Here is a 23,640-nt window from a genome sequence, read left to right as displayed (position 1 = left end):
GTTTGAAAAGGTGTTCGCTCATCCAACAAATATACTAATCTTTCTATTTTACGCTAAACCCCGAGGCAGAGCCTCGAGGAATTCTTTTGATTAAATTCAGTATTACTAATAAACAAAGAGCCAAAATCTAGATTTAGATTTTGGCTCTTTGTTTTATGTAAAAAAGACCGTTTCAAATTATTGAAACGATCTTTTTAAAATTATTATTTTACTATAAAAGTAACTCTTCTTACGATTTGTCTTGCTTCTTTAGAATTTTTGTTCACTGAAGCATCTTCACCGTTTGCAATTACATTTAATCTTGAAGCATCAATTCCGGCATTTGTAGCAATACTTTTCACAGCTTCTGCTCTTTTTCTTGATAACTCGCTATTGTAGCTTGAGCTTCCAATTTCATCAGAATAACCTATAACATCTGCAGTTTTACCTGGGTTGTTTTTCAAATATTTAACTAAGAAATCAACACCAGATATAGAAGCATTTGTTGGTTTTGAAGAGTTAAAGTCGAAATAAACATTTACATATCCTCCGTTGATTAAATCTTCAATAGTACTGTTTGTAGCACCTTTACCGTTTTGACCATATGTTTTTTCCAAATAGCTTTCCAGTTCATCCGGTACACCATTTTGATTATTATCAATAGCTTGTCCTTTTGTATTAACTGCAACTCCGCTTACTGTGTTTGGTTCTAAATCATACAGATCTGCAACTCCGTCTTTATCTGTATCTAACAGACCTGTTTCAATTGTTGCCACTCTTTGTTCCAGTTCATTGTATCTGTCCTCTTCTCCAACCCAATCAGCATGTTTTTCATTTTTACCTAAGTAAAAAGTCAAACCAACAGATGCATTTATTAGAACACCATCAAAAGAACCAGTAGTTGTTGGACTCATTCCGTCAAAGTTATGATTTTGTCTTCCATTCACTATACCAGTTAAATCTCCTGTCAAAGCAATACTATTGCTTAGTCTGATTTGTCCGGTAAGCCCAAGAATACCATGACCCATATAATCTTCACCATCAAAACCTGAATCGGAAGTTAATTGAGAAACTCCAACCCCACCATGGGCCAAAAGTCCAAATGTGTTTGTCCAGGTTTCAAAATTTAAAACTCTTCCAAGATTAATAACACCTTGCAAACTTGTTCTTAATTGTCTGCTTTCAAAAGGAGCTGTATCATCACGTTCCTGAAATTTATCATATCCAAAATCCCATTTTAAACCAAATTTAGGATTAAACATATATCTTACACCCAAATCTGCGTGAAAAGGATTAAGAGTAGCAGTCGAATAACCAGGAGTCAATGCTCTGGTTGGTTTATTTACACCACCATTTAATTCTAAAGACCATTTATTGTATGGTGTTTTTTCTACATTGGATTGAACTGAAGTGGTTGACATATCTTGAGCAGCAGCTGCTAGTGATAGTAATAAAAGTGAAACTGAAGCTAATTTTTTTTTCATGATATCTAGTATTAGTTTGATTGTAAAATATTTGAATTTTTAAACTCATTGCAAATTTATGGCAGTGAATTCGCAATTAAGTTCTATTAATTCCACCTTCCGTTACATAATTCCCACATTTTTGGAAATATTCAAGCAGATACATCAGTAAATACAGGGGGTTGAAAAATAAAATAGGGAATAAAATATCCTTTTATCCTCTTCAATATATTAATGAAATAATTACTTAAAATCCGGCGAATAAATTTACAGTTCCATCTCTTTTGCTGCTTTTACAATTACTAAACTTCTATTATTCGGCATTTTAGAAGTCAGGAATAAATAAAATTCCTTCCTGAATATCCCTGCTTTTACAACTTTCAAATATTGAGGCGAGGCAGGATTAGTTACATCATACGTCATAAAGGCATCATATCTTTTTAGTTTATTTTCGCCAAATGGAATTATATAGATATGGAGCGTGTATTAATCTCTAATTTAAATTTATTATTTTTTACAAATGTTAAAGAAATATTGAGTTGAAATCTCTCTTACTATTTCATAATACTTACGAATGATTATCTTTGTACTATTTAATTTATAAACTTTTTATGACAACAAATAATAGAAGATTTCCGGCAGAATGGGAAAAACAGCAAGGAATCGTATTGTGTTTTCCTCATAATGGAAATGACTGGCCGGGGAAATATGAAGCAGTTCAATGGGCATTTGTTGAATTTATTAAAAAAGTAGCCCATTTTGAAACTGTTTTTTTAGTTGTATCCGATGAAAAACTAAAAGAAAAAGTGAACGAAATGTTAGTAAGAGCAGTTGTTAATATTACTAATGTTTCTTTTATTATTCATAAAACAAACAGAAGCTGGATGCGTGATTCCGGGCCTATTATTGTGAAAAATGGTTTAGAGAGAGAAGCGCTGAATTTTAATTTTAATGGATGGGCAAAATATAAAAACTATCAATTAGATAAATATGTTCCGGCTAAAATAGCTGATTTTATTGATGTTCCGTTAACACAAGTTACTTATAAAGGAAAACCCGTTATTGTTGAAGGCGGAGCAATTGATGTAAACGGAAAAGGAACTTTATTGACTTCTGAAGAATGTTTGATGCATCCATCTATTCAGGTTAGAAACCCTAATTTCACGAAAGAAGATTACGAAGCGGTTTTTAAAGAATATCTTGGGATTACCAACGTAATTTGGTTAGGAAACGGAATCGAAGGCGATGACACACACGGACACATCGATGATTTAAGCCGATTTGTAAATGAAGATACAATTGTGACAATTGTTGAAACTGATAAAAATGATGCCAACTATAAACCGTTGCAAGACAATTTAAAACGTTTGCAAAATGCAAAACTGGAAGATGGAAAATCGCCAACAATTGTAGCATTGCCAATGCCAAAACGTGTTAATTTTGAAGATTTACGACTACCGGCAAGCTATGCTAACTTCCTGATTTTGAATAAATGCGTTTTAGTGCCAACTTTTAACGACAGCAATGATAGAGTTGCTTTAAATATACTATCAGAATGTTTCCCCGACAGAGAAGTAATCGGAATTAGTTGTATCGATTTCATCTGGGGATTCGGAACTTTACATTGCTTGAGTCAACAGATTCCGGCATAATTTTAAAAATAATCTTGCAAAGTCACGAAGACGCAAAGTTTTAAGTCAATTTAAGGGCTTTAACCAAATGCACATTTTTGGCTAAAGCAGGAGGCAATTTAAAACAAAACTTTGTGGCTTTGCGAGATTCTAACATAAAAAAAATATCTTAATTTATAGACATAAAAAAACCTTGTTAGCATAATAACAAGGTTTTTTTCTATAATTTATCTGCTCTTCATGGTCTGATAAATGGAGGTAAAAGCTGGCTTGTAACTTCTCCAAAACCAATTCGTACTTCTTTGCTTTCGCAAAAACCTCTCATGATTACCGTATCATTATCTTCGATAAATTTACGTTCAGTTCCATCTTTTAATTTAATCGGATTTTTTCCTCCCCAGGTCAATTCTAACATCGAACCAAAACTGTCAGGAGTTGGGCCAGAAATAGTTCCGGAACCCATCATATCACCAGAATTAACGCGACATCCGTTTGAAGTATGATGCGCTAATTGTTGTGCCATTGACCAATATAAATATTTGAAATTCGATTTAGAAACAACTGTCTCTTCTTGATCTTCAGGTTTTATTGAGACTTCTAAATGAATATCAAATGCTTTTTTTCCTTTTGTCTGTAAATAAGGCAGTGGTGACGGATCTTGTTTTGGTCCTTTAGCCCTAAAAGGCTCTAATGCATCCAAAGTCACAATCCATGGAGAAATTGATGTTGCAAAATTTTTGGCTAAGAATGGCCCAAGTGGCACATATTCCCATTTCTGGATATCACGTGCACTCCAGTCATTCAATAAAACCATCCCGAAAATATAATCCTCTGCCTCATACGTTGGGATATTTTCGCCCATTACATTTACATCAGTAGTTATAAAAGCTGTTTCCAGTTCAAAATCAACTAAACGAGACGGACCGAAAACTGGATATTTTTCTCCAACCGGCAAAGTTTGTCCCATTGGCCTGTGCACCGGGATTCCGGACGGAACAATAGTTGAACTCCTTCCATGATACCCCACCGGAATGTGCAACCAGTTTGGTAATAACGCATTTTCAGGATCGCGAAACATTTTTCCAACATTGGTAGCATGTTCCTTACTTGAATAAAAATCGGTGTAATCACCAATTAATACAGGTAATTGCATCTCGACATCATCGATTTTAAAAATAACAACATCCCTGTCTTTTGTGGAATCTCTAAGTTGTGGATTAGTAGCATCAAAAATATCAGCTATACGGTTACGAACTAAACGCCATGTTTTTTTTCCGTCTGAAATAAAATCATTTAGCGTATCCTGCATAAACATATCATCAGTCAAATCTATTCCTGAAAAATAGTTTAATTGTTGTAAAGCTCCTAAATCTATAGCGAAATCGCCAATTCTTGTTCCTACAGTAACGACATTTTCTTTGGTAAGAAATACACCGAAAGGAATATTCTGAATAGGGAAATCACTATTCTCTGGTACTTCTAACCATGATTTTCTTTTGGTATCGTTGGCGGTTATTGGCATGTGAATGTTAATTATTTGTTGAAAAATTCTATGTCAAATATATCATAATCTAACAGTTTCACAAACGTTTTTTTGTATTTTTGCAGGAAATTAACGAAAAACGAAAAAATGCAACGCGACGAACAAATTTTTGACCTTATACTAGAGGAACAAGACAGACAAATTCACGGATTAGAACTTATTGCCTCGGAAAACTTCGTAAGTGATGAAGTAATGGAAGCAGCTGGTTCTGTTTTAACTAATAAATATGCTGAAGGATATCCTGGCAAAAGATACTACGGCGGTTGCGAAGTAGTTGACGTTATTGAGCAAATTGCAATTGACAGAGCCAAAGAATTATTTGGTGCTGAATATGCAAACGTACAGCCTCACTCAGGCTCTCAGGCAAACTCATCTGTATTTCATGCTTGTTTAAAACCTGGTGATAAGATATTAGGATTCGATTTATCTCACGGTGGTCACCTGACCCATGGTTCCCCTGTTAACTTTTCAGGGCGTATTTACAACCCAACTTTTTATGGTGTTGATAAAGAAACCGGAAAATTAGACTATGATAAAATTCAGGAAATTGCTACTAAAGAACAACCAAAATTAATTATCGCAGGAGCTTCTGCTTATTCCCGTGATATGGATTTTGAGCGTTTCAGAAAAATCGCTGACAGTGTTGGAGCTATTTTAATTGCTGATATTTCTCATCCTGCAGGTTTAATTGCAAAAGGATTATTGAATGACCCAATTCCTCATTGTCATATTGTAACAACTACAACTCACAAAACATTACGTGGCCCAAGAGGAGGTCTGATTTTGATGGGAAAAGATTTTCCAAATCCAATGGGTTTAACTACTCCAAAAGGTGAAATCAGAATGATGTCTTCGTTATTGGATTTAGCTGTTTTTCCAGGAAACCAAGGCGGGCCTTTAATGCATATTATCGCTGCTAAAGCAATTGCATTTGGTGAAGCGTTAAAAGATGAATTTTTTACTTATGCTATGCAATTGCAAAAAAATGCAAATGCTATGGCAGATGCTTTCGTAAAAAGAGGATACAACATTATTTCTGGAGGAACTGACAATCATATGATGTTGATTGACTTAAGAAATAAAGACATTTCTGGAAAAGATGCTGAAAATGCATTGGTAAAAGCAGAAATTACTGTAAATAAAAATATGGTTCCATTTGATGACAAATCACCATTTGTAACTTCAGGAATCCGTGTTGGTACAGCTGCAATCACCACTCGTGGCCTGGTTGAAGAAGATATGGAAACTATCGTTGCCTTAATCGATAAAGTATTGACTGATCATACCAATGAAGCAATTATCGAAGAAGTAGCCAACGAAGTAAATGAAATGATGAGCGAAAGACCAATTTTCGTTTATTAAATATTAGTCATAAAGTCTTAAAGTCGAAGGTCGAAAGTCTTGAAATAGAATATGAATTTCTGTTTTAGTTTTGATCTTCGACTTTTTTTGACTTTACAACTTTATGACTTTCTAACTCTAAGACTAAAAAAATGAGCGTACTACGACTACAATTGCCAACCGACCCAAGATGGGTTAATATTGTTGAGAAAAATATTGAAGAAATCCTGACTGATCACGCCTGGTGCGAACAAAAGGCAGCAACCAACGCAATTACGATAATTACCAATAACTCAGAACATCAGGATTTGGTAAAGGATTTATTGGCTTTAGCCAAAGAAGAAATCGATCATTTCGAGCAGGTTCATAATATCATTATCAAAAGAGGTTTAAAATTAGGACGCGAGCGAAAAGACGATTATGTAAATGAATTGTATTTGTATATGAAAAAAAGCGGTGACGGAAGCCGGGTTTCCGGTTTGGTTGAAAGATTGTTATTTTCAGCCATGATTGAGGCCAGAAGCTGTGAACGTTTTAAAGTTCTGTCTGAAAATATTCAGGATAAAGAATTAGCTGTTTTTTATAGAGAATTAATGGAAAGTGAAGCGGGACATTATACCACTTTCATCACCTACGCCAGAAAATACGGTAGTGGAATTGATGTTGAAAAACGTTGGAGAGAATGGCTGGCTTTTGAAGAATCCATTATTACAAACTACGGAAAAGGGGAAACTATTCATGGATAATTTTCCCAAGACTTGTTATTATGACAAAATGATAAATTGAATAATCAGATAATTAAAAAAAGACAGCCGTAAAAATCCAGAAATCCTTTATCGTTGTTTTTTATATAAATAATTACAATTGATGATTTAACTTTATACTATTTTTAATACTTTTTAAGTTCAATAACTTTAAATTGCATTAAAATTAAAGTCAATTATGAATAAGATAAAAATACTTTGGGTCGATGATGAAATCGATCTTTTAAAGCCACATATATTATTTCTGGAGAAAAAAAATTACGAAGTCACTACCTGCAATAACGGATTAGATGCGATTGGCTTATTTGAAGAAGACAATTTTGATATTGTGTTTTTGGATGAAAATATGCCCGGAATGAGCGGTTTGGAAACACTTTCGGAAATGAAAGAAAAAAAATCAGCCACTCCCATGATTATGATTACCAAAAGTGAAGAGGAATATATCATGGAGGAAGCAATTGGTTCAAAAATTGCCGATTACCTTATAAAGCCTGTAAACCCTAATCAGATTTTACTGAGTTTAAAGAAAAACCTCGATCATTCAAGATTAATTTCAGAAAAAACAACTTTAGATTATCAAAAGGAATTCAGAAAAATTTCAATGGAGTTGGCAATGGTCAATTCTTTTGAAGACTGGGTTGAATTATATAAAAAATTGATTTTCTGGGAATTAGAATTAGAAAACATCAACGATCAGGGAATGATCGAAATTCTGGAATCACAAAAAGTCGAAGCCAATTCACAGTTTGGGAAATATATAGAACGGAATTATGAAGACTGGTTTGCACCAAAAGCAGATAAGCCTATTCAGTCTCATACTTTATTCAAAGAATTAGTCGTTCCTGAAATTAAAAAGAAAGACAAACCTATTTTGTTTGTTGTCATTGATAATTTACGTTATGACCAATGGAAATCTTTTGAAACTGTAGTATCCAATTATTACAAACTAGAGAAAGAGGTACCTTATTTCTCTATCCTTCCAACCGCTACACAATATGCCAGAAATGCCATTTTCTCAGGTTTGCTACCTACGGAAATGGAAAAACAGTTTCCGGAATATTGGAAAAATGATGTGGAAGACGGTGGAAAAAACCTTTATGAAGCCGAATTTCTTAGCGCTCAATTAAAACGCTTGGGACTGAATATTAAGGAGGAATATTTTAAAATCACCAATTATTCAGGTGGTAAAAAACTCGCAGAAAACTTCAAAGCATTAAAAGGAAATGATCTGGTAACGGTTGTTTACAATTTTGTAGACATGTTATCACACGCTAAAACCGAAATGGAGGTAGTAAAAGAGCTCGCTTCTGATGACAAAGCCTATCGTTCCCTAACTTTAAGCTGGTTTAAAAATTCACCTCTTTTAGAAATTATTCAACAGGCACAACTTTTAGGTTTCAAATTAATTCTGACTACTGATCATGGAACAATAAACGTAAAAAATCCTTCTAAAGTGGTTGGTGATAAAAATACAAGTCTAAATTTACGTTATAAAACCGGGCGAAGCCTGACCTACGAACAAAAAGATGTATACGTAGTAAAAGAACCTAAAAAAATTGGTTTGCCTGCTATAAACATGAGCAGTTCTTTTATTTTTGCCAAAAATGATTTGTTTTTAGCTTATGTAAACAATTACAACCATTATGTGAGTTATTATAAGAACACGTATCAACATGGCGGAATTTCGTTAGAAGAAATGATTATTCCGTTTTTGGTATTTAATCCGAAATAAAAATGAGTTATCTGTCTCTGTTTTCAGCTTTTCAATTGAGGCCTGAAACCGTAACAGAGATTTATATAAAATAAAAATTAGCAATGAATATCGTTTTTTCATTAGATCAAATTCAGGAAGTAGCTGAACAAATTATTGCCCATAATCCTCATAAAATTATTCTTTTTAATGGAGAAATGGGTGTTGGAAAAACTACTCTCATTAAACAATTATGCAAAAGTTTAGGTGTTGAAGATGCCACAAGCAGTCCTACCTTTTCTTTAGTTAATGAGTATTACACTTCTAATAATCAAATCGTTTACCATTTTGATTTTTACAGAGTAAATAAAGAAACCGAAGCTCTTGATATGGGAGTTGACGATTACTTATATTCAGGAAACTGGTGCTTTATTGAATGGTCTGAAAAAATTGAAAATCTGATTCAGGAAGAACATTCTATCGTTACAATTGAGTTATTGGCGAATGGAAAGAGAAAATTAGAACTAGTTTAAAAGCATTAAATGAATACTGAAAAGCATATTGAAATTATCTCTTTTTCTAAAGATTTAAAAGAGTATATAAAAACATTAAATATTGAATGGCTTACAAAATATTTCAGGGTAGAAGAAAAAGATGAGCTGCTGCTTTCCAATCCGCAGGAAGAAATTATAGATAAAGGCGGAATGATTTTTTATGCTAAACATGACAATGAAATAATAGGAACCGTATCGTTAATGAAAGTTGACGATACCACTTTTGAACTAAGTAAGATGGCCGTTTCTGACAAAGCCAAAGGTCTCGGAACTGGCAACAAATTGCTTTTGCATTGCATCGCTGTTGCCAAAGAAAACAATATCAAAAAATTAATTTTATATTCGAATACAATTTTATTACCCGCTATCCATCTATATAAAAAATTTGGTTTTGTTGAAGTTGCTCTTGAAGAAGGACTTTACGAAAGAGCCAATATCAAAATGGAAAAAACAATGTCATAATATCATTGTTCAGTATTAGTAAATTATTTACTAATTTTAAAACTTTTTACGTAATTTGTACTCTTAATTTTTGCTTAGCCACATGTCTATAACCTTAACTCCATTTACGAAACAAGAATTGCTGCCGCAAGAAGAAAAGCTTGAAGTTGGCCGACATAAGAGAGAACTTTTCATAGGAATCCCTAAAGAAACAAGTTATCAGGAACGTCGTATTTGCCTTACACCCGATGCCGTAAATTCGTTGACATATGCCGGACATCGTGTTATGATTGAATCGGGAGCAGGTGAAAGTTCCAGTTACACTGACAAGGAATATAGCGATGCAGGAGCAGAAGTTACTAAAGATACCCGGAAAGTTTTTGGCTGTCCGATGTTATTAAAAGTTGAACCTCCCACTTTGGCTGAAATTAAAATGATTAATCCTGAAACGATTATCATTTCCGCAATCCAGTTAAAGACAAAAAAGAAAGCTTATTTTGAAGCCTTAACTCAAAAAAAAATAACCGCACTTGCTTTTGAATACATTAAAGACGAAGACGGTTCCTATCCTGCCGTAAAATCATTGAGCGAGATTGCAGGAACAGCTTCCATTCTTGTTGCTGCAGAATTAATGATTACAAATGAATTTGGAAAAGGATTGCTGTTTGGAAACATAACGGGTGTCCCTCCTACTGAAGTTGTCATTTTAGGTGCAGGAACCGTTGGCGAATTTGCCGCAAAAACTGCAATTGGTTTAGGTGCCAATGTAAAAGTATTTGATAATTCGATTACCAAATTAAGACGGTTACAGAATAATCTTACTCAGCGTATTTTTACCTCTACCATTCAGCAGAAAGCGTTGCTAAAAGCCTTAAGACGTTGTGATGTCGCTATTGGGGCGATGCGAGGAAAAGAACGTTGCCCGATTGTTGTGACAGAAACTATGGTGGAACACATGAAAAAAGGTGCCGTGATAGTGGATGTAAGTATTGATACCGGAGGCTGTTTTGAAACTTCTGAGGTAACAACCCACGAAAAGCCTACTTTCATAAAAAGCAATGTTTTGCATTATTGTGTACCTAATATCCCTTCAAGATATTCTAAAACCGCTTCCCTTTCTATAAGTAACATCATTACTCCTTATCTGTTGCAGATAGCAGAAGATGGTGGATTGGAAAGTGCCATCAGGTGTAATAAAGGTTTGAAAAACGGAATTTATTTATATCATGGAATCCTTACCAACAAAGCTATTGGCGAATGGTTTGATTTGCCTGATAACGATATCAATTTACTTGTGTTTTAAAAGAACTTTAATGTACCTTTGCAAAAAATTTATTTCATGAAGTTCGTACATCGTTTTGCTTATTATTTGATTGGTTTAGTAATGGGATGCTTTTTTGTAGCCCTTGTATTTAGTGGAAAAGATACCCGATGCAACTACTTTCCGAACGCCAGGGTTTTAAACAACTTAAGAACAAAACCTTTTCAATATTCTGACAAAGCAATTCAGATTTTAAATGAAAAATGGATTGATAGTGCTGACATCAAAAACACATTAACATTTGGTGATGTTGACTTTGATCAAAGCAATGTTAATTTCAATAATGGAAAATTATACATTATTGAAGGTAAAACAGCTAAAAATCAAGAAATTATCCTAAAGGTAGTGAACTATGAAAAGAAAGCAGTTTTAGAAGAAATCATAAAAAAATAGTACATCAAACAAACCACTCCTATTGGCAGACTTTCAGTCTACAAGGTTGAGTTTAGCCACAAATTACACGAATTAATTCGTGTAATTTGTGGCTAATATTTTTTAGAAACTAAAGTACATAGTTGTAAACTATATCTGAGACCAATAAAAAAGGGATTGCTAAAACTATTCTCTTTTTATTCCTGAAATCCCGTATTTTTTTAGATTAAAGAACATCTTTAGAATTTAGGAATAAATAGATTGTCTTTACGGTAACTTAACTTCATAATGAAAAACTGAAGCCCTGATGGGAGTGTCATCCTTTTGTGCCGGGGTTCGGCATAAAAGATACAGCCGACAGCAGGGAAACAGCTCCTGATTTTTCAAATTCTAAATAAAAAAGGTTCAATCTATTACAGTTGAACCTTTTTTGGATGAATTAATAATTTATTTTTTATAATGTTTTCGATACGACGGATACGTTATGGCGCCAATTAAGGCGATAGTTCCCATTGAATACCATATCCAGTTTAATGAATGTGCCTCACCACTTGCATACGAGTGCAAACCTACTAAGTGGAAGTTTACACCGTAATACGTAAATAAAATCGAGATGAAAGCAAACATACTCATTACATTGAAGAACCATTTACTGCGAAGCGATGGAACAAATCGGGCGTGAATTACAAATGCATACACCATAATCGATATTAATGCCCAGGTTTCTTTTGGGTCCCATCCCCAGTAACGTCCCCAACTTTCGTTGGCCCATTGTCCTCCAAGGAAGTTACCAATGGTTAACATGACAAGACCAATAGTCAGTGACATTTCGTTGATATACGTTATTTCTTTAAGGCTTAAACTTATTTTTTCCTTATTCTTTTTGTTGGTAAATAAAATTAATAACAAGGCCACAAATCCTAATATCATTCCAAGAGCAAAAGGTCCGTAACTTGCTACGATTACTGCTACGTGAATCATTAACCAATACGAATTTAAAACAGGCTGCAGGTTAGCTATTTCCGGGTCAATCCAGTTCATATAGGCAGCCATTAAGATCATAGCCGTTACGAATGCGGATGAAGCTACGGTTAGTTTTGATTTTCGGTCAAAAGCCAATCCAAAAAACATGGTTGCCCATGCTACATAAATAATCGATTCGTAAGCGTTACTCCAGGGTGCGTGACCTGAAATGTACCAGCGGGCAATAAGCCCTAAAGTATGCAATCCGAATAAAATTCCGACAATGACATGAAATCCATTAACGGTTATACGAAGCCATTTCTTCTCAAAAAAGATGTTTACAATCGTAAAAATCAACATAAAAATAGAAACTGTAATATACCAATAAGGTAATTTCTTAAATACATCGTATTTGTTGTAGGCAATTTCTGCATCAATTTTTTCTTCACTTGGACGCACTTTGCTTCCAAATTTCTTTTGAAAACCATTGATACTTTCTACCAATTCATCAGCAGTTTTAAAATCTTTGGATACAGAACCATTATTTATAGCTCTGAAATATAAAGGCAGAATTTGTTTCGCATAAGTAGCATCCATGCCTTTTAAGCCTGAATGATCAATTTCTAAGTAGGAAATCCATTTATTATTTGGATCATTTGGAATCGGGAAAATTTTCAAAATACTTCCGCTTAACGCAGATTCCATTAAATTTACTTTTTTATCCGTTTCGATAAAGTCTTTTTCAAACTGATTTGGATTTGCTGTTTTGTAGGCTGTTTCCAAATAAGAAGACAACTTATAATTTCCATTGGCATCAAAAAACTTTACAAACGGCGCATGTTCAGCATTTTTTTCTACTCCAATGATTTTACGGATACTATCATTACCTGATCTTAAATAAATAATAGGGACCTGAATCCAAACCTGTGCATATTGCGTTATCGATAAGAAAACCTGATCGGAATTCATTCCATTATACGTTTCACTATGGCTTACTTTTCTCAATAATTCTGACGAAAAAGTATTTACAGGTTTCATTCTACCCCCGGCATCCTGAATAATTAAACGACCAAATTTGGCAGCATGTTCTTCAGGCGCTTTGTAAATCGTCAATAAAGAATCTATCTGTTTTTTGCTTGGTGCGGCAGTTATATGGCTGGCATGATCATTTGGATTTTCATTATCCTTATGATCGTGATCATTGGTATGTACGTGCGGTGCCTGGGCAAAACCGCTAATACTTAGCAGTAAAACCAGCATTGTGATTAATTTTTCTTTTTTCTTTTTTACGACATCCAGTTTACGTTTTAAATCGGCAAAACGGGAATATTTGGTAAACATAATCGCCATCATTCCGAAATACAATAAAAAATATCCCAAATACGTTATTGAAGTTCCCCAGAAATCATGATTTACTGATAAAACTGTTCCTTTTTCGTCCGGATCAAATGAGGATTGAAAAAAGCGATATCCTTTATGGTCCAAAACATGATTCATATAAATATCAGCATCAAAAGTTTCTGTAGAATCCTGAACTGTAACTTTACTTTCAAAAGCCGAATAACTTTTCTCTGTTCCCGGATATTTTGTTGCTATAAAATCGTTTAGTTTTATTTTAAATGGCAAAATATAAGCCTTGCTTCCGTAGAATAAAGTATAATCAATGTTACCAATTTTTACAGATTTTGGTTCTCCTACTCTTCCTTTGGAACCTAATAGTGTAACTTCTTTTTCCTGTCCATCCGCTTTGAGTTTAACAATTAATGCGTCATTATGCGACTTTGCCTTGAAGTCCTGATTCGATTCGTAAACAATTGTTCCTTTCATTGCCGGATCAGGAAATACGATTCGGATATCGCCAATACTATACAAAGAACGCATCATTAAGGGCTGTACATTGTCTTTGGTTACTGTTCCCTGGAACTTATCTGCCATTCGCATAAAATTTCCTTCAAAAGGTGTTTGGATAGTATATTTTTCTCCTGTTGTATTGATGTTGATTGCACCATCTGTTGGTTTGTTCAAGGCAAACAAAACATTATGGATATTTTGAACCTCTCCTTCTTTCAGGAAATGTTCTTCACGTCCGCCCTCACCTGCTTCAACCAACTTTAAATATAAAGTTCCGTTGGCATTCGGTTTTACCATCTCTTTGGCTCCCATGATATAATTGGAATAAGAAACTTCAAAAGGAGTCTGGTCAAATTTACCAGAAATACTGAAATTATTATTCGTAACAGGCGATAACAAAAGACTTTTTTCAAAAACCCTGCGTTTCATTTCGCCTTTGTACTCTCCATCTGCAAAAATAGTCAGGAATGTTTTTTCTGAATAAATCTGATTTTCCGCAGCACCTTCACGAATTGGCATTACGCCTTCGTAGCTGATATAACGTGTTATGAATGCGCCAAGAAGAATAAAAATAAAAGCCAGATGAAGAATCAAAGTAGCCCATTTCTCTTTTTTAAATAATTGATAACGCTTGATATTTCCCAGGAAATTAATCATAAAAAACACCATTATAGCCTCAAACCACCAGGTGTTATAAACTAAAATTCTGGAAGTATCAGTATTGTATTTGCTTTCAATAAAAGTTCCGACACCCATTGCGATTGCAAATGTTAAAAAAAGAACGGCCATTAATCGTGTAGAAAACAAAAAAGAGAATATTTTTTTATCCATTTTTAAGGAATTACATTGTGTAAAAAGTGCCACAAAAGTACTTAAAAATGTTGAGTTCCAATATTTGGCATTTGTTAATTATATCCAAAAAAAGCCCCCTGTTTTATTAATTCCATTTCTTTTGCAAACAATTATTTGCCAAATAATAAGTTTTAAGGAAATCAAGTCGCTTAAAAAAATAATGCTAATTTTGCGTTATGATTCAAATAGCATTAATTGGTTCCGGAAATGTAGCTCAACATTTAATAAAAGCTTTTGCTAAAAGTGAGTTTATTGAAATCGTACAGGCGTTTTCCCGAAAAAAGGAAAATTTATTACACCTGTTGGATTCAGATAAAATTACAACTGATTATTCAGATTTAATAGAGGCTGATTTATACATCATAGCCGTTACGGATGATGTTATCAATGAAGTTTCAAAGCAAATACCATTTCAAAAGAAACTTGTTGTTCATACTTCAGGAACATCATCAATTGAAATTTTAGATAGTAAAAATCGTAAAGGCGTTTTTTATCCATTACAAACTTTTTCAAAAAATAAAGCCGTGGATTTTTCAGCAATTCCAATTTGTCTGGAAACTGAGGATCAAGGTGATTATATTATTTTAGAAAAAGTGGCTAAATATATATCAAATGCTGTTTTTAAAATTAATTCTGAACAGAGAAAAGCTTTACACGTTTCTGCAGTTTTTGTGAATAATTTTACCAATCATTTATATCAGATTGGACAGGAAATTTGCGCAGAACATCTGGTACCTTTTGAAATTTTAAAGCCTTTAATTGAAGAAACTGCAGACAAAATAAAAACACTAAACCCTGATGAAGCTCAAACCGGTCCCGCAAAACGGAATGATTATGGAACAATTAAAGCACATTTAGAATATTTAACAAACGACAATCAAAAAAATATTTATAAAATACTAACTCAATCTATTCAGAATAATGGCTAAAAGTTATAAGGAAATAATGAATGACATCACTACTTTTATTTTTGATGTTGACGGTGTACTTACAGATAGTTCAGTTTTTGTAACCACGGATGGCGAAATACTTCGTACTATGAACATTCGTGATGGTTATGCACTGAAAGCTGCTGTAGAAAGCGGCTATCATGTTTGTGTTATTTCCGGTGGAAGCAATGAGGGTGTCCGTGTCAGATTACGTAATTTAGGAATTACGGATATACATTTAGGAACTCCTGATAAGGTAAAAACCTATAAAGAATATACCGATATTTACAATATAAAACCTGAAAATGTGTTGTACATGGGAGATGATATTCCTGATTTTCACGTAATGAAATTAGTTGGATTACCAACATGCCCTCAGGATGCAAGCCCGGAAATTAAAAATATCTCTCGTTATATCTCCCATGTAAAAGGTGGAAGGGGCGCTGCAAGAGATGTGATTGAACAAGTGATGAAAGTACAGGGAAAATGGATGGAATATTTTAATGGAAAACATGATTAGTTGTAATTAGCATTTAATATTAGTTTATATAAATTTAATCCATCGGAATCTCAGAATTTTAAAAAAATGAAATACCTCAAACTCATTCGGTATCAAAACCTTCTTATGCTTGCCTTTATGCAGGTTTTATTCCGTTATGCATTCTTAAAACAACAAAATATACCCTTAGCCCTGACCGACTGGCAATATGGTTTATTAGTTTTAAGTACCGTTTTAATAGCTGCCGCCGGTTATGTAATTAACAATATTTTTGATGTTGTGACAGATACTATCAATAAACCAAATAATGTAGTTATTGGCAAAGGTATTTCTGAAACAATGGGCTATAATCTATACATTATACTTAACATAACTGGGGTGGCAATTGGGTTTTACCTCTCGAATGTCATTCAGAGGCCAGGATTTGCAACCCTTTTTATATTAATTGCTTCTCTTCTTTATTTTTACAGCACCTCATTAAAGCAAATTATGATTTTGGGAAACATAGTTGTGGCTTTTACATTAGCAATGAGTGTCTTAATCATTGGAGTATTTGATATTTTTCCAGCAACAATAGCTGACAATCGCACTCAAATGGCAAGTTTTTTTTCTATCCTGACAGATTATGCCCTATTTGCTTTTATGATTAATTTTATCAGGGAAATAATTAAAGATATTGAAGACATAAACGGAGATTATAATCAGGGGATAAATACATTACCTGTTGCAATTGGCACAAACAGAACTGCTAAAATTACCTTAGTGCTTACTATAGTTCCGATTACATTATTACTGATTTACATCAAGAGATATTTCATTGAAAATAATTTATACATGGCTACTTTATATGCTTTTGCATTTGTATTAGCACCTCTGATTTATTTTGTAGTAAAGCTTGTTAATGCAAAATCCCAGAAAGATTTTCATCATTTAAGCACTATTCTAAAACTTGTATTATTATTTGGAATTATATCAATAGCAATTATCACCTTTAATATTCGTTACAATGCTTAAAGAAAAGCTGAAAAAACATACTCTTATACTGGCTTCGGGTTCCCCTCGAAGACAGCAATTTTTTAAAGATCTTGATTTGGATTTCGAAATTCGGTTAAAAGAGATTGAAGAAATTTATCCCACCGATTTAAAAGCTGTTGAAATAACCAATTTTTTAGCCAAATTAAAAGCGGATGCATTTGATGGTGAATTAAAGCCAAATGAAATTTTGATAACAAGCGATACTATTGTCTGGCATCAAAATAAAGCATTAGGAAAACCAAAAAATGCGGAAGATGCTTTTGCCATGATAAAATCAATGTCGGATGCTACTCATGAAGTTATAACTTCTGTCTGCTTTAAAACAGATATTACTTCAACTCTTTTACACGATAGTACAAAAGTGACATTTAATGCTTTATCTGATGAGGCTATTTTATATTACATAGAAAATTATAAACCTTATGATAAAGCTGGTGCTTATGGCATTCAGGAATGGTTTGGTTTTATGGCAGTTGCAAAAGTTGAAGGATCTTATACAAATGTTATGGGACTGCCAACAGCTAAAGTATACGAATATTTAAGTAATTTAGTATAAAAATTTATTTATGTTTTCTTTTAAAGAATATAGTCAGGAAATATTTGCAACCGGAATTCTTATTTTAGCATTAATCTCATTACGGGTTATTGTTGCAAAATTAATTCGCAGTTATGCTAATACAAGTCATTTATTTGAACACAGAACTAATTTAGTCATTAAGTATGTGCATTTATTGATGAATATATTGGTTATCATTAGCCTAATTGTCATTTGGGGAGTTGAAACTAAAGATATTTTTATAACCGTTTCCTCTATAACAACTGTCATTGGTGTTGCAATGTTTGCTCAATGGTCAATCCTAAGCAATATTACTTCCGGGATGATTTTGTTTTTTTCTTTTCCATTCCGAATTGGTGACACTATAAAAATTCATGATAAAGATTTCCCTATTGAAGCAGAAATAGAAGATATTAGTGCCTTTCATGTGAATTTGAAAACAAAAGAAGGAGAAAAAATTATTTACCCAAATAACCTTTTATTACAAAAAGGAATTTCAATAATGCCGACATATTATCACGAAGAAAAAGAATTTGTTGATTAATTAAATCTAAATGGGAATTTTATAAACTAATAGAGGAAAATTACAACACTATAATTTGATTAATATATCAAATTTGTCATATCCTATTTTAGTTCATCAAAAACCCAAAAACATGACAGAAACAGTAAAATTGCCTTTCTATGCAAAATTAACTTGTGTCCTATTAATATTAATTAGCATTGGCGTTGTGGCATATATTGGAAGTGACATAATAACTCCTGTTTTGCTTGCATTTTTATTTACTGTTTTACTTTTGCCTTTACATAGTTTTTTATCTATAAAACTACGTTTTCCTTCTTATCTTGCCTCTTTTGTGACTGTAGTAGTCTTTGTTCTTTGTATAGCTGCAATTTTAACCTTTATCTCCTTTCAGATAACTGATATTGCGAACGAATTTGATATTATCAAGAAAAATGCAATCTCATTTTTCAACAATACACAGTCCTATATTCATGAAAAATTTCAGATAAGTATTTGGGAACAAAAAAGATATATTGAAAAAGTAACCAGCGATACTGTACAAAATGGTTCTGGAACAATAAGTACCGCAATAGGATCCCTTAGTGACGTATTATTTGACAGTATGCTTGTAGTTGTTTTTACGTTTCTTTTTCTTTTATATAAAACCCATTTTATTCTTTTCTTAGCCAAATTATTTAATAAAAATGACCACGGGAAATTAAAAGAAATTATTACCCAAATAAAAATTTCTGTAAACAATTATATTTTAGGGCTCATTTTTGAAATGTTTGTTGTTTCAATTTTAACTGGTTTAGGTTTATGGATAATAGGGGTAAAATATTTCATACTACTGGGACTTATTACAGGAATATTAAATCTTATTCCTTATATTGGGATCATTATTGCAGGAATACTAACCGTTTTGTCATCGCTTACAGGAACTCCCGAAATATCGGTATTTATAGGTATACTTGTTGTTAATATAATTGTGCAGTTTATTGATAATAATATACTGGTGCCCTTAATTATCAATTCAAAAGTTGAAATTAATGCATTAGTTTCAATAATCGGAATTATTATTGGTGGCGGAGTAGCAGGAATCTCAGGAATGTTTCTGGCAATACCTTTATTAGCTATTCTGAAAATTATTTTTGACAGAATTGAATCTTTAGAACCCTGGGGTTATGTAATGGGTAATCATATGCCTAAAAAATTCACATGGAGAATTCGTAAAGCAAAAGTTGAGAACTAAAAAAGATCCTCATTTCTTGAATACTCCTAATTATTTAGTTTATATTCATAAAAAATCTACAGTAAGCAAAAATATTCGAATGTTTCGAAAACTAAAAATAGTTGCCCTTATTTTCTTTTGCATTTGTTCTCAAAGCTCATTTTCGCAGGATCACAAAACTATAAAAGACAGTACCGAAAGATATTCGAAACTCAAAAAAATTTCTAAAAAAAATAAATTTACAACCTTTCTGAATAAGGCAATTTTCAGGCCAACAAAAATAAAAAAGAAGGACAAAACGTTGGTTGAATCTAAGCATCTTGCAAGTGCTGAAGGAAAAATCATTAGAAATATTAAAATTATTACCCTGGACCCTTTTGGTAATTCTGATACTGATTCAACTATGGTGCCTAACAATTGGGGAGAAAGAACAGGAAACAGACTTCATCTTAAAACCAAAAAATTTGCAATTAAAAATTTATTACTTTTTAAAAAGAACACTCCTTATAATGCCTATAAAATTAGCGAGTCTGAACGTATTATCAGATCGCAGCGATATGTGAACAAAGTCAATATTAGCGAAAAATTAATCGGCACATCGAATGATTCTGTAGATGTTACCGTGCGCGTTTTGGATGCATGGAGTTTATTACCCAAATTTTCAATTTCAAGTTCAAGGGTTTCTGCTGGGTTTAATGATAGAAATATACTGGGTACTGGTCAGCAACTCGAATATAGATTTAGAAACAGGTTTGACGATGGACGAAATGCACATGATGCCATATATACTATCCCTAATATTCAAAATACCTTTATTAATACAAGAATCAGATACTTTATAGATTTAGAAAGAAACTACGGTAAAAGTATAAATATTGAACGCCCATTTTATTCTCCTTTAACCAAATGGGCCGGAGGTATAACTTTGGGACAGAATTTTAGAAGAGATACTTTACAGGCAAAAGATTTGCATTATGAGTTTCAGAATTTTAAAAATAATACAGAAGATTATTGGCTTGGAAAAGCATTTAATATTACTTCTGATACTCCAAAAAAAGACAAGACAACCAATATAATCTGGTCAGGACGATATTTAAATATTGATTATATAGAAAAGCCTTCTGTTGAATATGATACTATTAATTTTTTTTCGGATGAAAAGCAATATCTAATGGGAGTTGGTATTAACACACGCCAATTCGTAAAAGATAATTATATATTCAGAAACGGTGTTCCCGAAGATGTCCCTATTGGAAGAATCTTCGGAATCACTTTCGGGTATCAGCAAAAAAATGAGATCTGGCGCCCCTATTTAGGCGGTCAGGCTTCTTTTGGAGATTATTATAAATGGGGCTTTTTAAGTACCAATTTTGAAGTCGGAACTTTTTTTAATGAGTCTAAAACCTATCAAACCTCTTTTTCGCTTCAGGCCAATTATTTTACAAAGTTAATGGAAATTGGAAACTGGAAATTAAGGCAGTTTATAAAGCCGGAAGTCATAATTGGAATAAATCGCCAAAACTCTATTGGAGATCAGCTTACGATTAATGAAAATTATGGTGTTTATGGATTTAATGCCCCATTATATGGGAAAAGTAAAATGGTTTTAACTTTGCAAACCCAAACTTATGCGCCAAAAGAAATTTTAGGGTTTAGGATGAATCCCTTTTTAAATTATTCAATTGCCGTTTTAGGCACAAGTAATTCCGGGCTTTTACAAAACAAATACTATTCAAAATTAAGTCTGGGACTTTTAATAAGTAATGACTATTTAGTATTTAGTTCTTTCCAACTTTCTATGTCCTATTACCCAACAATACCATTTGAGGGAGAAAATATTTTTAAAACAAATACTTTCCAGACTACTGATTTTGGATTACAAAGTTTTGAGTTGGCTAAACCAAGAATAGTGGAGTATAAATAGTGAAATTTTACTATTTATACTCCATTCCAAACTCAATTGATAATCAGCACATTCCAATTTCATCAAACCATTTTCAGTCACTAAAGAGTTATTTTTCATTTATACCCCTAGTTTTTGGCATAGTATATGAATATCCAAAAATAGATTAACATAAAACCCGTAAAAATGAAAACAATTAAAATAGCAATTCTTGGATTATTTCTTTTGGTTGCAAACTTAACACAAGCTCAGGTATCTGTAAATATTAACATTGGGGCAACTCCTGATTGGGGTCCTGCAGGTTATAAAAATATTGAATATTATTACTTACCGGACATTCGGTCTTATTATGATGTAAGAGCATCTCAGTTTATTTATTTCGGCGGAGGTAAATGGGTAAGGTCAAAACGACTACCTAACCACTATAGAAATTATGATTTATACAATGGCTACAAAGTAGTACTCAATGATTATCACGGCAGAACCCCATACGTTCATTACGATAAACATAAAGTTAGATATTACAAAGGATACCATAGAGAACCTCAAAAGTGTTACAAACCAAGAAAAGAAAATAAACACTATGCTCACACAAAACATAAAAACCACCATAATAAACGTGATAATCATGGCAGACATAAACGTGACTAAAAAACAAATAATTCATTTGTTTTATCAAATAACTGATTTATAACAAAAACAGAGTATCAAAATTTCGATACTCTGTTTTTGTTATAAATTAATCCAAGTCAAAAAAGTTAACTTATCCAACATATACATTAATATAAATTTACAGCCACAGCTTAAAAAAAGAATTACGAAGAGTTATTTTATTATAGTTTTTGATTGTATCTCTTTTTTACAACTGACAATAATAAGTAATAAAAAAGCCGTCTAAAAAAATATTTTTAGACGGCTTTTTATTTATTTTTTTTAATTAACCTTTTGCTTTTAATGCTTTTGCTTCAGCAGTCATTTCCAAAGCACTATAAACACCTAATAAAGTTTTCTTTACGTCTTCGTTTTTTGGATCTAATTCATTAGCTTTTTTAAGGTAAGGAATAACACCTTTAAATACACTTTCTCTTTTTGCCTTTAAAACATCATAACGTTTCATATCTTTATCAGAAGTACCTAATTTATTCATTTCATCAATAATAGGTCTTTCAGCTTCTAATTTTAAGGCAGCTAGATTAAGATATGCATTTGCATAATTCGGATCTATTTCGATAACCTTAAGATAATATTTTTCAGCATCCTCAGGATTGTTTGCATTTGCACTAATAACTCCCAGATTAAAAATTAGTTCTTTATTGTTTGGATCCTTTTGCAAAGCTTCTCCAACTAATTTTTTATATGTATCAAAATCTTTTGTGTCCAGATATAAATTTGCTTCTGTAAGAATTAAGGAAGTATCCTCAGGATTAGATTTTCTTGCATCAGCAATCGCTTTTTTAGCCTCTTCAGTACGCCCTTTTTGAACTAAAATTAAAGCAAGGTTTTTATAAATTTCGCCTCTTTTAGAAGGAATTGCTTCTGTTTTAGGATTTTCATGAGTACCTAATTTCACTGCCATATCTCTTTCACTGGCAGTATTAAAGCCATCTTCATTACCTGAAACTTTGCTCACTGCTGTGTAACTCGTTCCTTTTCCTGAATAATTTAATTTTTTTAATTCCTCATAAGTAGTAAGCGCTGCATCATAATCCTGTGCATTTACATAGGTCGAAGCTGCATAATACAAATTAATTGTATCTTTTTGATCCAGTAAATAAGCGTCGTACAATTTTTTTGCACCTTCTGCTTGTTTATTAGCCTGAGTATCTGCGATAGCCTCATTAATCAATTTACCTTTAATTTGAGTAATTGATGTAGCAGCCTGAGTTGAATACTTCTGCTTTCCAGACGCCTTTTCTAAGTCAATTAATTTTTTATAACTTTCTGCTGCCAGAGACAGGTTTTTTCCTGTTTCTACACTTTTATTAGCAAGCTCCAGGAAAGCATTACCTTTCACAAAATAGTATTGTGCCTGCTCAACATCTTTGGCATTTGCTACCATGTTTTCAGCATCTTTTAATATCGTAATTGCTCCTTGGGCATCTCCGCTTTTTAAAGCTTTTTCAGCACTTTTAATCTGATCTTTTTGAGCAAAAGTAGCTACTGAAATCAATAATGCTGACGCTAGTATTACATATTTACTTTTCATAATATTCAATT

Annotated in this window: 21 protein-coding genes; 16 read left to right on the top strand and 5 right to left on the bottom strand. The window is 32.8% G+C overall.

Annotated features, from left to right (window positions below):
* Window positions 1-203: 203 nt before the first annotated feature.
* Both J2W48_RS19470 and J2W48_RS19465 read right to left on the bottom strand, forming a co-directional pair.
* Window positions 204-1,463: an OmpA family protein gene (locus tag J2W48_RS19470; RefSeq protein ID WP_310283458.1), complete on the bottom strand. Its 1,260-nt coding sequence runs from the start codon at window positions 1,461-1,463 to the stop codon at window positions 204-206.
* 246 nt (window positions 1,464-1,709) lie between these two features.
* Window positions 1,710-1,865 (bottom strand): hypothetical protein, encoded by a 156-nt coding sequence (locus tag J2W48_RS19465; protein WP_310283457.1) that lies wholly within the window; start codon window positions 1,863-1,865, stop codon window positions 1,710-1,712.
* 188 nt (window positions 1,866-2,053) lie between these two features.
* On the opposite strand from J2W48_RS19465, the gene J2W48_RS19460 reads away from it, so the two are divergent.
* Window positions 2,054-3,094 (top strand): agmatine deiminase family protein, encoded by a 1,041-nt coding sequence (locus J2W48_RS19460; RefSeq protein WP_310283456.1) that lies wholly within the window; start codon window positions 2,054-2,056, stop codon window positions 3,092-3,094.
* Between the two features lie 217 nt (window positions 3,095-3,311).
* Here J2W48_RS19460 and fahA read toward each other — a convergent pair whose 3' ends face one another.
* Window positions 3,312-4,595, bottom strand: a complete 1,284-nt coding sequence (gene fahA / locus J2W48_RS19455) for a fumarylacetoacetase (RefSeq protein ID WP_310283455.1) — start codon at window positions 4,593-4,595, stop codon at window positions 3,312-3,314.
* 108 nt (window positions 4,596-4,703) lie between these two features.
* Between fahA and glyA the strand changes: the two genes are divergently transcribed.
* From glyA to J2W48_RS19420, 7 genes are all read left to right on the top strand, one after another.
* On the top strand, window positions 4,704-5,978 hold the full coding sequence (gene glyA / locus J2W48_RS19450) for a serine hydroxymethyltransferase (RefSeq protein WP_310283454.1): 1,275 nt from the start codon (window positions 4,704-4,706) through the stop codon (window positions 5,976-5,978).
* Window positions 5,979-6,109: 131 nt separating this feature from the next.
* Window positions 6,110-6,703: a MiaE family protein gene (locus J2W48_RS19445; protein WP_310283453.1), complete on the top strand. Its 594-nt coding sequence runs from the start codon at window positions 6,110-6,112 to the stop codon at window positions 6,701-6,703.
* Between the two features lie 196 nt (window positions 6,704-6,899).
* Entirely contained in the window at window positions 6,900-8,453 is a 1,554-nt protein-coding gene (gene porX / locus J2W48_RS19440) for a T9SS response regulator signal transducer PorX (protein ID WP_310283452.1), read from the top strand.
* 83 nt (window positions 8,454-8,536) lie between these two features.
* Window positions 8,537-8,944, top strand: a complete 408-nt coding sequence (tsaE, locus tag J2W48_RS19435; RefSeq protein WP_310283451.1) for a tRNA (adenosine(37)-N6)-threonylcarbamoyltransferase complex ATPase subunit type 1 TsaE — start codon at window positions 8,537-8,539, stop codon at window positions 8,942-8,944.
* 9 nt (window positions 8,945-8,953) lie between these two features.
* Window positions 8,954-9,427, top strand: coding sequence for a GNAT family N-acetyltransferase (locus tag J2W48_RS19430; RefSeq protein WP_310283450.1), 474 nt, complete (start codon window positions 8,954-8,956; stop codon window positions 9,425-9,427).
* Between the two features lie 82 nt (window positions 9,428-9,509).
* Window positions 9,510-10,709, top strand: a complete 1,200-nt coding sequence (locus tag J2W48_RS19425) for an alanine dehydrogenase (RefSeq protein WP_310283449.1) — start codon at window positions 9,510-9,512, stop codon at window positions 10,707-10,709.
* Between the two features lie 36 nt (window positions 10,710-10,745).
* Window positions 10,746-11,120: a DUF4258 domain-containing protein gene (locus tag J2W48_RS19420; protein WP_310283448.1), complete on the top strand. Its 375-nt coding sequence runs from the start codon at window positions 10,746-10,748 to the stop codon at window positions 11,118-11,120.
* Between the two features lie 426 nt (window positions 11,121-11,546).
* On the opposite strand, the gene J2W48_RS19415 is transcribed toward J2W48_RS19420, so the two are convergent.
* Window positions 11,547-14,744 (bottom strand): cytochrome c biogenesis protein CcsA, encoded by a 3,198-nt coding sequence (locus tag J2W48_RS19415; protein ID WP_310283446.1) that lies wholly within the window; start codon window positions 14,742-14,744, stop codon window positions 11,547-11,549.
* Window positions 14,745-14,941: 197 nt separating this feature from the next.
* Here J2W48_RS19415 and J2W48_RS19410 point away from each other — a divergent pair, with 197 nt between their 5' ends.
* The 8 genes from J2W48_RS19410 to J2W48_RS19375 all read left to right on the top strand — a co-directional run bounded on the left by J2W48_RS19410 (window position 14,942) and on the right by J2W48_RS19375 (window position 22,074).
* Complete coding sequence (locus J2W48_RS19410) at window positions 14,942-15,694, top strand: Rossmann-like and DUF2520 domain-containing protein (protein WP_310283445.1); 753 nt, start codon at window positions 14,942-14,944, stop codon at window positions 15,692-15,694.
* Window positions 15,687-16,214 carry a KdsC family phosphatase gene (locus J2W48_RS19405; RefSeq protein ID WP_310283444.1) on the top strand — a complete coding sequence of 176 codons (528 nt, stop codon included), beginning with the start codon at window positions 15,687-15,689 and terminating at the stop codon, window positions 16,212-16,214. The genes J2W48_RS19410 and J2W48_RS19405 overlap by 8 nt, the downstream gene beginning before the upstream one ends.
* Window positions 16,215-16,280: 66 nt before the next feature.
* Window positions 16,281-17,207 carry a geranylgeranylglycerol-phosphate geranylgeranyltransferase gene (locus tag J2W48_RS19400; protein ID WP_310283443.1) on the top strand — a complete coding sequence of 309 codons (927 nt, stop codon included), beginning with the start codon at window positions 16,281-16,283 and terminating at the stop codon, window positions 17,205-17,207.
* Window positions 17,200-17,784 (top strand): Maf-like protein, encoded by a 585-nt coding sequence (locus J2W48_RS19395; RefSeq protein WP_310283442.1) that lies wholly within the window; start codon window positions 17,200-17,202, stop codon window positions 17,782-17,784. Before J2W48_RS19400 ends, J2W48_RS19395 begins: the two co-directional genes overlap by 8 nt.
* A gap of 10 nt (window positions 17,785-17,794) precedes the next feature.
* The gene (locus J2W48_RS19390; protein WP_310283441.1) at window positions 17,795-18,328 is read left to right on the top strand and encodes a mechanosensitive ion channel domain-containing protein; all 534 of its coding nucleotides are present in this window, start codon (window positions 17,795-17,797) and stop codon (window positions 18,326-18,328) included.
* 112 nt (window positions 18,329-18,440) lie between these two features.
* Window positions 18,441-19,541, top strand: coding sequence for an AI-2E family transporter (locus J2W48_RS19385; protein ID WP_310283440.1), 1,101 nt, complete (start codon window positions 18,441-18,443; stop codon window positions 19,539-19,541).
* Window positions 19,542-19,557: 16 nt separating this feature from the next.
* Complete coding sequence (locus J2W48_RS19380) at window positions 19,558-21,444, top strand: POTRA domain-containing protein (RefSeq protein ID WP_310283439.1); 1,887 nt, start codon at window positions 19,558-19,560, stop codon at window positions 21,442-21,444.
* Between the two features lie 165 nt (window positions 21,445-21,609).
* Window positions 21,610-22,074 carry a hypothetical protein gene (locus tag J2W48_RS19375; RefSeq protein ID WP_310283438.1) on the top strand — a complete coding sequence of 155 codons (465 nt, stop codon included), beginning with the start codon at window positions 21,610-21,612 and terminating at the stop codon, window positions 22,072-22,074.
* A 286-nt stretch (window positions 22,075-22,360) separates the two neighbouring features.
* Here J2W48_RS19375 and J2W48_RS19370 read toward each other — a convergent pair whose 3' ends face one another.
* The gene (locus tag J2W48_RS19370; RefSeq protein WP_310283437.1) at window positions 22,361-23,629 is read right to left on the bottom strand and encodes a tetratricopeptide repeat protein; all 1,269 of its coding nucleotides are present in this window, start codon (window positions 23,627-23,629) and stop codon (window positions 22,361-22,363) included.
* Window positions 23,630-23,640: the final 11 nt, after the last annotated feature.

It is taken from the genome of Flavobacterium piscis (assembly GCF_031457575.1).
Lineage (GTDB): Bacteria > Bacteroidota > Bacteroidia > Flavobacteriales > Flavobacteriaceae > Flavobacterium > Flavobacterium piscis_A.
Note: the sequence above shows the minus strand (reverse complement) of the source record. Positions and strands in the feature narration are given on the sequence as shown.